The sequence below is a fragment of the Clostridium sp. Cult2 genome (assembly GCF_021655075.1).
In the GTDB taxonomy this organism is placed as follows: domain Bacteria; phylum Bacillota; class Clostridia; order Tissierellales; family Tepidimicrobiaceae; genus Schnuerera.
In genome coordinates this window covers 1-12,385 of sequence record NZ_PPXX01000078.1, presented here as the reverse complement: position 1 = coordinate 12,385, position 12,385 = coordinate 1, and the positions used below count along the sequence as shown (strand labels likewise).

At 28.8% G+C, this 12,385-nt stretch carries 13 protein-coding genes; all 13 read right to left on the bottom strand.

Going from position 1 to position 12,385, the window contains the following annotated elements; translation table 11 throughout:
- A partial coding sequence (spoIIM, locus tag C3E90_RS08390) for a stage II sporulation protein M (protein ID WP_236915189.1) occupies positions 1 to 566 on the bottom strand: 566 nt, incomplete at its 3' end.
- 72 nt (positions 567 to 638) lie between these two features.
- Positions 639 to 1,181: an NUDIX hydrolase gene (locus C3E90_RS08385; RefSeq protein WP_236915188.1), complete on the bottom strand. Its 543-nt coding sequence runs from the start codon at positions 1,179 to 1,181 to the stop codon at positions 639 to 641.
- A 17-nt stretch (positions 1,182 to 1,198) separates the two neighbouring features.
- Positions 1,199 to 2,197, bottom strand: coding sequence for a DUF3866 family protein (locus tag C3E90_RS08380; RefSeq protein WP_236915187.1), 999 nt, complete (start codon positions 2,195 to 2,197; stop codon positions 1,199 to 1,201).
- Positions 2,198 to 2,283: 86 nt separating this feature from the next.
- Complete coding sequence (locus C3E90_RS08375) at positions 2,284 to 3,099, bottom strand: glycosyltransferase (protein ID WP_236915186.1); 816 nt, start codon at positions 3,097 to 3,099, stop codon at positions 2,284 to 2,286.
- Between the two features lie 6 nt (positions 3,100 to 3,105).
- Complete coding sequence (locus C3E90_RS08370; RefSeq protein WP_236915185.1) at positions 3,106 to 3,795, bottom strand: glycosyltransferase family 2 protein; 690 nt, start codon at positions 3,793 to 3,795, stop codon at positions 3,106 to 3,108.
- 1 nt (position 3,796) lies between these two features.
- Positions 3,797 to 4,693: a copper transporter gene (locus C3E90_RS08365; RefSeq protein WP_236915184.1), complete on the bottom strand. Its 897-nt coding sequence runs from the start codon at positions 4,691 to 4,693 to the stop codon at positions 3,797 to 3,799.
- A 13-nt stretch (positions 4,694 to 4,706) separates the two neighbouring features.
- On the bottom strand, positions 4,707 to 5,825 hold the full coding sequence (gene steA, locus C3E90_RS08360; protein WP_236915183.1) for a putative cytokinetic ring protein SteA: 1,119 nt from the start codon (positions 5,823 to 5,825) through the stop codon (positions 4,707 to 4,709).
- Between the two features lie 150 nt (positions 5,826 to 5,975).
- Positions 5,976 to 6,797 carry a sporulation transcription factor Spo0A gene (spo0A, locus tag C3E90_RS08355; protein WP_236915182.1) on the bottom strand — a complete coding sequence of 274 codons (822 nt, stop codon included), beginning with the start codon at positions 6,795 to 6,797 and terminating at the stop codon, positions 5,976 to 5,978.
- 129 nt (positions 6,798 to 6,926) lie between these two features.
- Complete coding sequence (gene spoIVB / locus C3E90_RS08350) at positions 6,927 to 8,243, bottom strand: SpoIVB peptidase (RefSeq protein WP_236915181.1); 1,317 nt, start codon at positions 8,241 to 8,243, stop codon at positions 6,927 to 6,929.
- Positions 8,244 to 8,467: 224 nt separating this feature from the next.
- Complete coding sequence (recN, locus tag C3E90_RS08345) at positions 8,468 to 10,168, bottom strand: DNA repair protein RecN (protein ID WP_236915180.1); 1,701 nt, start codon at positions 10,166 to 10,168, stop codon at positions 8,468 to 8,470.
- A gap of 15 nt (positions 10,169 to 10,183) precedes the next feature.
- Positions 10,184 to 10,636: an arginine repressor gene (gene argR / locus C3E90_RS08340; RefSeq protein ID WP_236915179.1), complete on the bottom strand. Its 453-nt coding sequence runs from the start codon at positions 10,634 to 10,636 to the stop codon at positions 10,184 to 10,186.
- A gap of 13 nt (positions 10,637 to 10,649) precedes the next feature.
- Complete coding sequence (locus C3E90_RS08335) at positions 10,650 to 11,456, bottom strand: TlyA family RNA methyltransferase (protein WP_236915178.1); 807 nt, start codon at positions 11,454 to 11,456, stop codon at positions 10,650 to 10,652.
- 17 nt (positions 11,457 to 11,473) lie between these two features.
- Complete coding sequence (locus C3E90_RS08330; RefSeq protein WP_236915177.1) at positions 11,474 to 12,100, bottom strand: hypothetical protein; 627 nt, start codon at positions 12,098 to 12,100, stop codon at positions 11,474 to 11,476.
- Positions 12,101 to 12,385 lie beyond the last annotated feature (285 nt).

Below are 12,385 nucleotides of genomic sequence, written 5' to 3'. Positions count from 1 at the left end.
AATATAATAATAGAAAATATGAATATTAATATAGTATAATCTACTATTTTTCCAAATAAATTGATATGCCTAGCCCTAATTTTTTTTCTTTTTATGCAGTTAATCGAAAATGCTATTCCTATTGAAGCAATAGAAACTATGCCTGGAATAATAAATAAATTTTGAGGCAAAATCCCTAATATGGAGAACAAAAATCCTTGTATTCCATATTCATTAACAAGAAAGCCAACTGTAAATCCTAGGGCAAAACCTCTAAACATAATGGTAATTGGAATAATAGGAATGCCTATATATATCATACCCGATATCCATATTACTCCAACAGTTTTAAAATTATCAATTATTGATTGTTTCAGTATGGAAATACTGGTGAATTTATTACTATCAATAGCTTGAAAAAAAGAATTTAAAAATATCATTATATCATTTTTTTGATTAAAATCTAATACTTTTATTGTAATGGAGCCAATTATTATTCCTATAGCAAAAAGAATAATTATTAGAAAATAAATTATAAAATTATCCTGAAATTGTTTGAATAACCATCTTTTAATATTATTAGGCAATGAAAATCCTCCCTTCAATTGATACAAGCCTATATGAAATAATATGCTTTAAAGGAGGATATTATCACTACCTTATCTTTTACGATTAATATACTTTTCTGCAAAAAATATGCTAATTATTGTTTTACTATCATTTATTTCCCCTCTATTTATCATCTTAATTAGATTATCAATCTTAATTTTTTTAATTTCTATATATTCATTTTCATCCGGATTCTTCTCTCCAGGTTGTAACCCAGTAGCCAAAAATAAATATATCTTTTCAGTAGAAAATCCAGGCGAAGTATAGAACTCAAAGATATATTCCATATTGTTGGCAATATACCCTGTCTCTTCAATTAATTCTCTATAGGCTGTTTCTTTAGGCTCTTCATTTATTTCAATTTTTCCTGCTGGTATTTCTAAAAGAGGTTTTTCAACAGGTTTTCTAAATTGCTCTACCAATATTATAGAACCATCCTCTGTAATAGGTACTATTCCAACAGAACCTGGATGCTCAACAATTTCTCTTTTTGAATATTTCTTATCCGGTAATTCAACAGTGTCTATTCTTAAATTGACTATTTTTCCTTCATAAATTTTGTCAGATTTCATAGTCTTCTCTTCATAACTCATAAAAAACCATTCCTCCCCTATTTTAACCCTTTAACAATATAAGATGCTACTGCACCTAAAGTTTTAAAAAATTCTTTATCTTCTTCATAACCTCTCCCCATAGTTGTAATCTTTAAATTATAGTAATCCATAGCTTCTTGAATTCCATTTCCATCATAATAAATAATTTCGTACTTATTGTGATAGTTAAGCCTTTCAATTTGGTTTTTTAATAGACTATTTTTATCTTCATCTAATATTGGTATAATTACTTTTCCTGTAGTCTTGGCAATTTCCGACAATACAGTCCTAGTATGATGACTTATTCCAAAATGTCTTTTTCTTGAATCTTTAAAACTAATTCTTGGTACTATAATAGCTTCCCCTCCCAAAGTATTAACTGCATCAATAATTTGTCCTTGTTCTATTCCACTAAATCCATATTTAGTACCCGTTCCAACTATTCCAGGACCCATTGTTACAATGGTCACATCCCCTTTTAAAATCTTTTTAGCAGCTATCAAGCCTGTATAAATATTGGTACACTCTAAATCGCCACCAAAAGCATGGCCTATAGTAATGGTTTTATTTATTAATTTCTTATTTAATAGTTCCCTAACAGTCTTGCTAAAATGTATTGGTAAAGAACCACCATCTGTCATTAAATAATTAATTTTAATACTATTATCAAGCCATTTTAACATGGCAACAATTGGGGCCAACATACTATGTAATGTACCAATAACAACCCTATGATTGTCTAACGATTTGAAATTATTAAATACATCATGATATTCGCTATCTTCTTCCTCAGCTGCTAAACATCTTATTTGATGGGGAGTATATCTTAACTTCATAATATGTCCTTTGCCTTCAAGGTTTTTAGACTGATTGCTAAAATTAAATATTACAAAATGGGTTCCTCCAGTTCCTAGAGATAATTCAACAGCAGTAGTGTTGACTATAACAATATCTCCTACTCTAATGATGCCCGTCAAATCATCATAGTTAATTGCCTTTGCAGTTGTATTATCCAAGTTAACCTTAACCCAAGATACATGCTGATACACTTCTTCTATTTCTATTACTGTGGCTTTTCTGTAGCTTAACAGTTTAATCCCTCCTATCGGCCTAAGTCGTCTATAAATTTTAATATTTTATTGTTTTCAATTATATTTGAAAAGGATAACTTTTCAGCTAGTACATGTATTGTTATTAGCAAAACTAGATATATAATCTTAATAATCAAATTATGTGTATAAGCACAATATACACCTAAAGTAATGCCTATTACATTTGAGCCTACATCCCCCATCATAGATTTTGCTTTTAAATCTAAGGGAAAATATACAACCAAGATACCATAAAAGGAATATAGTATAAAATTATACTCCTTAACAACACTAGTTACTAACATTATTATTGAAATAATTATAAATACTTTAATAGAGCGACCTGGTCTTAAATCAAATAAGTTAATTAAATTTGTAAACAAAGAAATTATTAAAGTATTTACAAAAATTGCAAAAAAATTTTCACTTAATATTATTGAAATAATTAATGCAATAAAAAATCCAACTCCAGCTTTTATTCCTCCTGTAGTAAGTTCTCCTCCAATGAAAGATTTTATATGCCCTTTAAAACCTTTAACATTTTTATCTCCAATTAGATCATCTAATAATCCTGCCAATCCCATTAATGTTAAAGAAAATAAATAAAAAATAATATAATCAATATTATCTCCTGTTATTAACAAAATAATAGAAACACTAATTATCTGTACCAATACAAAGGATAAACCCATAGGAATAGGAATATTTTCACCTTTATAATTTGGACTAACTGAATTGTTTTTTAACAGCATATTATAAATCATAGGAATACCAATATAGGATAGTACTATGCTTATAAAAATGCTAAGTATATTTATAAATCCCATTCAATTTCACCTTCTAAAAAACATAACGATTAAAGTTTTAAGTATGTCTAAAAATTGCTTTCCCCTATGTTTAAACCCTTTCAGTGATCTATCGGTATATCTATGAGTCATATTAACTGGTATTTCCTTAAAAGTATAACCATTCTCTAAAGCTTGTATAGTCATAGCTACCTCAATGCCATAGCGGTTAGGAATATATTCCATAGATTCCATAATCTCCTTTTTATATATCCTTTGACCAGAAAGGGAAGTATTGATTTCCTTTTTAGTATAAAAATAAACTCCTTTTTTAGCTAACGCCTTTACTAGGCCAAATCCACCCTTAATACTAGTTTCTACAGAAGCTTTTGAAAACTTAGCTATTGTAAAATCCACTTCATTCGATATTACAGGGTATATTAGTTTTTCAACTTCTACACTCGTTTGCCCTAAATCCCCATCAACAAACCCAATATAATCATAATTTTTCTCTTCTATTGCCTTTCTCATTGCATAACCTTTACCTCTATTTTCAGGAAGTGTAATTATTGATACATCTAACTTTTCTATTACTTCAGCAGTATTGTCTGTAGAACCATCATTTACAATTACTATTTCATCAATTAATTCTATAGTCTTTAATCCTATTATTGTATCAACAATTTTATCAGCTTCATTATATACAGGTACCACTATGATTAACCGTCTCTTATTCATACTATCTCTCCTTAGAATATTCTAACATTGGCAAATTTGATTTAGGAGTTAACTCTTCTGCTGTTGGTTTTACACCATAATGACCTGGTCTACCTTCCATGGCTAAAACAAGAGATACCTTCCCTATATTTGTGTTTACATTGTCAACAGTACTAATTCTAAAATTTTTGTAGTCTTCCATATATGAAAAAATAGTACTTTCTTTTTCAACACCTATGATTGATTTTTCTAAAGCTTTCGTCGTATCTATTATTACTTTATCTACTAAAGTCAATCTAGCCTGATCCTCTTTATTACCACCTCCAGCTAGTATTATATAGTCAACAGGTTGATTAATAAGGCCTACAACGTCAATAAAATCTTTTTTCATTAGCATTGATATCAATTCGGTTTCTTCTCCATTGATTACAGATGTAGTTAATTCCATAAGACAATTAGATATTAAATTATTTTCTGATATTTCTATTTCCAATTCACTGTATATCTCTTTTAATAATTCTTTGTTAGTAATCTTATCAGCAATAGTTGTTACATTGATTACATTTGCACCTGCCACCTCCAAAATTTGCCCAATTCCTGAATACATATAATCAGATTTGGTTTCAATAATCGCTACATTTAGACCATCCAATTTTTTTCTAACTATTTCCTCATAAGTTGAATCGATGAAATATTTATATTTGTCATTTTTTAGTTCCATCTCTTTTAATGATGATTTTAATTGCTGATTTTCATTGGTTAAAAAATCAAATCTTTCTTCTATCTTAGCTGCAATATCTTCTTTTTGTTCAGCAATAAAATTTTGCGCATCAAGAGTAAAACCAATGTATATCCCAATCCCCAGAGCAGCAAAAATTGCAACAATAGATATTACATAGAATTTCATATTTGGTATCATAAATATTCCTCCTCTATAATCCTAACATCATTCTAATTCTGATTTTTAATAGAAGCAACAAGTCTCTTAATAGGGGGTGCATGAAAGTTATCACCAATATTGGGATTAATGCTGCTATTGTAATTCCTACAACATATTTTAGTTTAAATGCACTATGATATAACTTATTTACACCTTTAGCATCAACTAAAATAGAACCCACCTTTAACCTTACTAAAAAAGTACTAGACATTCCACTTCTACCCTTTTCTAAAAAATCAATCATATTGGTATGAGTGCCTACTGCTACAATTAAATCAGCCTCATTATGGTGAGCAAGTAAAAAGGCAATGTCTTCACTGGTCCCAGGTGCTGGAAAAATCCCAGCTTCTAATCCTAAATCTTCAACCCTTTTTAAACCAGGTGCCCTACCATCAGGGTAAGCATGGACTATAATTTCTTTTGCTAATCCTAAGCATTTATCAGATACACTATCCATATCTCCTACTACTATATGAGGAACATATCCAGAATCTAAAAGAGCATCTCCTCCTCCATCTACTCCAATTAATATTGGTTTAACTTCATCTATGTAGGATTTTATGGCCTCTAAATCCATTTTATAATCCCTACCTCTTACTACTACAAGTACATGTTTGCCTTTTATCTGTGTCCTTGTCTTAGGAATAGGAATTTTTCCAGTAACCAATCCTTTTTCTTTTTTAGCATACTCTAGAGTGTTTTCAATAAAACCTTCTAATTCTTTTTCAATATTATCATATCCGATATTTAGTAGTTCTTCAATTTTAGATTTGTCTAACAGCTGACATTCTCCAATTATTTTTTCTTTTTGTACGATATTATTTTCTATAATTTCTAATATATCTCCTTCATCTATTAGATTAAATATATCCTCTTTTGCCTCAAATATGGGTATATTAGCTTCAGATAAAATAGATGGTCCTTGATTTGGATATCTACCACTTATAGTTTTATTAATATTAATCACACATTGGACTTTTTTCTCAGCTAATGAAAGAGCAGCTACTTCATCTAAATCTTTATGATCAATTAATGCAATTTCGCCAAATTTTAATCTATTTACTAATTTTTTTGTTTTTCTATCTTTTTTCACTATTCCTTTAATATACATATTAATCCTCCAACTTATCCCATCTTTATAGTATTCCCAACTATTTATATTCTAATATGTAGCTATCGGATTTATTATATCATAATATTATCCCTTGTGAAAAAAGATATTTAACCCCACAAATTTATAGTTCATTTGTGGGGTTAATGTTTACATATTTCCTTCCATCATTTCCATCTCAAGCCTTAGTTTATCCGCCACCATGGCAATAAATTCTGAGTTGGTAGGTTTCCCTTTATTATTGTTTACAGTATAACCAAATATTTTATCAATAGTATCTACCTTCCCTCTAGTCCAAGCCACTTCAATAGCATGTCTTATAGCCCTTTCTACCCTACTTGGTGTGGTCTTATACTTTTTTGCAATATTAGGATATAATTCTTTGGTCACCGCACCTAACAGTTCCATATCAAATATTACCATAGCTATAGCTTCACGTAAATATATATAACCTTTAATATGAGCAGGTACTCCTATTTCATGAATTATGTTTGTAATCCTTGCTTCTAAGCTTATACCTGAATCCATATTTGATGAACTTGTTGCCTTTGGAATCTGTATATAGTCATTTTTAGTTGAAGTTTGTTTTTTACTATCCTCTCCTGAGATTTGCTTAAGCCTTTTATTAAATACTTTAAAATCAAAAGGTTTTACAACATAATAATTAGCACCTAATTCAATTGCTTTTTGTGTAATTTGGTCTTGTCCTACTGCTGATAAAACTACAATTTTTGGGATTTTTTCTAAATTCAGATTATGAATTGCCTCCAAAACTCCTAATCCATCCAAATGTGGCATAATAATATCCAATATCAAAATATCTGGCTTCAACTCTACAATCTTATCTAAAGCTTCTAACCCATCTTTTGCTATCCCAATTACCTCAAATTCCCCTTCCATAGATAAAAATTTACTTAAAATTTCGCAAAATTCCCGATTGTCATCTACAATCAATATTCTTCTTTTTTCCAATTAAAATACCCCCTGTTTACTATTTATTGGCATATTTATCTATTCGACAAACAATTCTTGTTTCCTTCTATTTTATGAAATTTGTTTATTTTTTTTAATTTTGTATAAAAAAAGATAGGCCTTAGCCTATCAATTGAAATTATTAGCATATTTTTTGTTTATTTGATTATCCGATATTACCTGCTCTAACATCCATTCAATATATATTCCATATCCTTTCGCAGGGTCATTTACAAATACATGGGTTATTGCACCTATTAACTTACCATTTTGAATTATTGGACTTCCACTCATACCTTGAACAATTCCACCAGTTTTTTGTAGTAATCTTTTATCTGTTATTTTAACAGTCATACTTTTTTGATTTGGATATTGCTGTAATTGAGTTTTTATTATTTCAATTTCAAATCTTTCTATCCTATTGTTGTTTATTGTTGTTAATATATGAGCTTTCCCTTCTTTTACTTCTTCTTTAAATCCAATTGGTATAGCTTTTGATTTATTAGATTTAAGAAATTCATCTGCAATTATCCCAAATATTCCATAAGGAGTGTTTTTAGTTATCTCTCCTAATATATTTTCTGTTTCATAAAAAATTCCCCTTATTTCCCCAGGACTTCCTCTTTTCCCTTGTTCAATATTAGCAATTTTTGCGTTGGTTATTTTCCCATATTCCACGTTTAATAGATTTCCAGTATCAATATCTGTTATCCCATGTCCTAATGCTCCAAAAGTTTTACTATTTTCGTCATAAAAGGTTAAAGTCCCTATACCAGCGGTTTTATCCCTTACCCATATACCTAATCTATAACAGTTATCCTGCATACTCTTTATAGGTTTTACTTCTGTCTCAAAATTAATTTTATTTCTTTCTACTACAATCTTAATCTTTTTATCTTGTATCTGGTTTAATAATTCTATTACATGTTCTGCGTCCTTTATTCTTATATCATTTATTTTTAAAATACTATCACCGGTTTTTATTCCAGCTTCTTTAGCTGGATTATATCTTTTACCATCTACTCCAAGGACATCTGTAACTGCTACAACCAAAACACCCTTAGTATTTAATCTAACTCCTAATGCATTACCTCCTGGGACCAACAACTGTCTATTAACGACGTTAACATCTAGTTTTTTAACAGGTATTATACCTAACAGTTTTAACTGGAATTTAGCCTCTCCAGCTTCTATGCCATCTATTTTATAACTCTTTTTAAATCCTTTTGTAGAATTTTGATTATAAGTGGATTGTACTATTGTATCTTCATCATGCAATGCACTTAGAGAAAAGGGAAACAATACATCTATACTTTTATTTTCTCCTTTTGCAATTTTTATTTCAGCAGGATAATATAATATATTCATCATTTGGGTTATATAAAAAAAAGTTAATACTAAAATCAATAAAGTAAATATCTTTCTATATTCTTTATAACTATCCAAAGTACAATCACTCCCCTAAATTTCCCTCTTTCATATTCACCTCCTAAAATAATTTTTAACGTAAATATAATTTAGCCTTTTTTCATCTTATTTATTCTTAAAAAATTTTATTTATTATGTCAGGTAAATTACATATTGGAAAAAATCAAAAAATAAAAAAAGACTCCCAATAATAAATTAATAAGGAGCCTTTATCTATTAAATAACATTTCTATAGTGGTTTTCTATTTATTGGTATTTAATTTTTTTGACATCTCCAACATTTCTTTTGCATGAAGCTTTGTAGTATCTGTTAAATCAACACCTCCTAACAGTCTTGACAACTCATCTATCCTTTCTTCATCCTTTAGCTTCCTAACAATGGTGCTAGTTTTATCTTTAACTGTATCTTTGTAAATCACAAAATGAGTATCTGCTAAAGCTGCAATTTGTGGTAAATGAGAAATACAAATAACTTGATGATTTTTAGATATCATTTTGATTTTTTCCCCTACTATTTGTGCAGTTCTTCCACTAATACCTGTATCTATTTCATCAAAAATCAAAGATGGTATATTATCATAATCTGCAAGTATTCGTTTAAAGGCAAGCATTATTCTAGACATTTCACCACCAGATATTATCTTAGATAATGGCTTTAAATCTTCTCCTTTATTTGTTGAAATTAAGAATTCAATTCTATCCCATCCTTTTCTAGTAAAATAATCTAATTTCTCAAAATTTATATTAAAAACTACATTATTCATATTCAAATCTATTAATTCTTTTGTAATCAAAGTTTCTATGTTTTTACTTAATTTTTTTCTTACTTTTGTTAATTTAGTACAATAAGCTACTAATTCGTTTTTAATTGTTTCTATATGATTTTTAGTCTTTTCTATTTCCTCCTCATTATTCAAAAGCTTTTGAAATCTTTTTTCAATTGTATCCCTATATTTTAATATCTCGTCAACGGTATTCCCATACTTTCTTTTTAATCCATTTATTGTATCAATTCTATCTTCTAAAAACTTCAACCTTTCCTCATCTATTTCTATATTTTGTATATAATCCATAATATTTCTATATAAATCCTGCAATTCAAAACTAATAGATTCCAAAAGATTATTGTACTCCTCTAAAACATTATCATAATTTTTTATATCCTTCATCTTTGAAATACACCTGTTCACATTATTAATTATGGAAACACTATTGTAATCATCATTACCTACAATATCCATTATTTCTCCTAAGCCATATCCAATTTCCTTGATATTGGCAATTTTGTTATATTCTTTCACTATTTGAACTTCATCATATTTTAAAAGATTTGCACTATCTATTTCATCTAGTTGATACTTAAGTAAATCCATCTCCCGGTCTCTTTCAATAGTATCTAATGACAATTCTTTCAGTTTTTTTTCTTCCTCTAATAATTTTTCGTACTTTTTTTCAACATTATCAAGTAAAGTTTTAAGCTCAACATCTCCAAATATATCTATTAATTTAATATGGTTTTCAACATTCAATAATGATTGATGTTCATGTTGCCCATGAATATCAACTAAATTAGATGTTATGCTATTTAGCATAGTCAATGTAACAATTCGTCCATTAACTCTTGATACACTTCGACCATTGGTATGTATTTCTCGCGAAATTATTAAATAATTAGATGAATCTATATCAATACCATAGCTTTCCAATATTTTATTTACTTTTCCTGGATTTTCAATATAAAATATTCCTTCTAATATTGCTTTTTCTCTTCCTGTTCTAACTAAATCTCTACTAGCTCTTTGACCTAAAATCATACTAATCCCTTCTACGATTATAGACTTACCAGCCCCTGTTTCACCAGTTAGAACATTAAATCCCTCAGTGAAACTAATTTTTAAATCATCTATAATAGCAAAGTTACTAATATTTAACTCAACTATCATATTAATACCCCCAGATTATTTGAGTAAATTTTTCAAATCTTCTAATATTGAATACATAATATTCATGTTTTCTATAGCTACAAAAATAGTGTCATATCCAGCTATAGTTCCCTTTACTCCCTCAATATCAAGATTGTCCACTGTTGTAGCACAAATATAGGCTGCACCAGGTAAAGTTTTCACAACAATAATATTTTCTGCTTTTTCAATACTTAGCACTGAACTTCTAAAAATTCTGGATAACCGTTCATTTATTCCTTCAGATTGGCTATCTATAGTGGCATATTTATATTTTTTATTTGAAGTTAGTACTTTTACTAGCCTTAACTCATTAATATCTCTAGATATAGTAGCTTGTGTTATTTTAATACCTTTTTCACATAAATGGGCAGCTAACTCTTTTTGTGTTTCTATTTCATAATTCTCAATTAAATCCAATATAATACCCTGCCTAATGTATTTTTTCATCTTTTCCTCCCTTTTAATGATATAAACTATTATGAGCACTTTCTATGGTTTTCAATATTTTTTCTTCATTTACTATATTATTATCATTAGATTTTAGTATATAAGACAAAAACTCAATATTTCCTGTACTACCTGTAATAGGTGAAAAGCCTAAATCCACAATATCCATTTGAATAGTATTGCAAAACTCAACCATATTTTCAATAACTTCTTTATGAACCATTTTATCTTTAACAAGGCCCTTTTTACCTACTTTATTTTTTCCTGCTTCAAATTGAGGCTTTATCAATGCCATTATACAACCGTTTGGTGTCAATAGTTCTTTTGCTACGGGAAGAACTAATTTTAGAGATATAAAAGATACATCAATAGAAATAAAATCCACTAATTCTCCAATATCATCTTTTGTTACATATCTAATATTAGTGCGTTCTTTTACAATAACCCTAGAATCATTTCTAAGATTCCAATCCAGTTGACCATATCCTACATCAATAGCATATACTTTTTTTACTCCATTTTTTAGCATACAATCAGTAAATCCACCAGTAGATGCTCCGATATCTATTGCAATTTTACCTTCTAAATCTATATTAAAAATTTCTATTGCTTTTTCTAGTTTTAATCCTCCTCTACTAACATAATGGATAGGATTTTCTTTGATTGTAATATCACTGTCTATATTAACCTTTTCTCCTGGTTTGTCTACCCTTCTATTACCAACAAAAACAACACCCTCCATAATAATTCTTCTTGCCTTTTCCCTAGAACTTACCATTCCCTTTTCAAACAATAATATATCAGCTCTTTTTTTCTCCATATAATCCCCCTTGATTATTAATCTAATCTATTATTTTGTTTATTAGCTTTATTGTTTTTCTTTTTCTTTTCAGGCAACAAGTCTATTCCTAGCCTTTTTTTAATAAAATTGAAAACTTTTGCAGTTTTTAAAATTATTTTTTCAGAGTATAATATGGCTACAGATTTACCGTAAGCTTTGCCTCCTACTGTTAATGAAGCTACTAGAGAAGTTATAATTATACTCAATAACATACCATTTTTAATATGGTATATGCTTATCAATTTATAAATTATTGTAGTTCCTACTGCTCCACTAACTATTCCACTAATATCGCCTATGACATCATTACAGAAATTGGAAACTTGTCCTGCATTTCTAACTAATATTATTGCATATCTAGCTTCTTCTACTTTATTAGCGGCCATGGCATGGAAAGGTTTTTCTTTACCAGTTGTTACAGCAATACCTATAATATCAAAAAAAATACCAATTAATATTATTACAATTAAAATAATAAATGCTAGAAATATATCAATATTTTTTACCAAACCCTCTGTAATTACACTAAAAACCATAGCCATGATAAAAGTCCAAAAGGTCACCATGATAGTCCATTTTAAATTATATTTATCTGAAATATTAATTTCATCTTTTTTACTCATTCTATGCTTATTTCCTCCATTTTATATTAGCATGTAAAAAGCTGATAGCATTATGCTATCAGCTATTAAGTGGTAGTATATTGAGTAAATCTTACGGCTTAAGGTCCAGCAGGATTTCCCTGAAAGAAACTGTATGTCGCCATAACAGCGGTTTCCCTTTAATTCTATCACCACTACGTCACCATAAGTAGAACTGGATTACCACTTAGTCCGCACTGTAATCCCCAATATACCTCTTCCATGAACAGTCTAGGAGTTTTCCTCTACAACCAGTCTAATCCTTAG

Excerpts from the sequence above, each read along its gene's own strand:
- C3E90_RS08335 (WP_236915178.1), bottom strand. The coding sequence starts at position 11,456 with ATGGAGAAAAAAAGAGCTGATATATTATTGTTTGAAAAGGGAATGGTA.
- C3E90_RS08365 (WP_236915184.1), bottom strand. The coding sequence starts at position 4,693 with ATGATACCAAATATGAAATTCTATGTAATATCTATTGTTGCAATTTTT.
- steA (WP_236915183.1), bottom strand. The coding sequence starts at position 5,825 with ATGTATATTAAAGGAATAGTGAAAAAAGATAGAAAAACAAAAAAATTA.
- recN (WP_236915180.1), bottom strand. The coding sequence starts at position 10,168 with ATGATAGTTGAGTTAAATATTAGTAACTTTGCTATTATAGATGATTTA.
- argR (WP_236915179.1), bottom strand. The coding sequence starts at position 10,636 with ATGAAAAAATACATTAGGCAGGGTATTATATTGGATTTAATTGAGAAT.
- C3E90_RS08370 (WP_236915185.1), bottom strand. The coding sequence starts at position 3,795 with ATGAATAAGAGACGGTTAATCATAGTGGTACCTGTATATAATGAAGCT.
- C3E90_RS08330 (WP_236915177.1), bottom strand. The coding sequence starts at position 12,100 with ATGAGTAAAAAAGATGAAATTAATATTTCAGATAAATATAATTTAAAA.
- C3E90_RS08375 (WP_236915186.1), bottom strand. The coding sequence starts at position 3,099 with ATGGGATTTATAAATATACTTAGCATTTTTATAAGCATAGTACTATCC.
- C3E90_RS08385 (WP_236915188.1), bottom strand. The coding sequence starts at position 1,181 with ATGAGTTATGAAGAGAAGACTATGAAATCTGACAAAATTTATGAAGGA.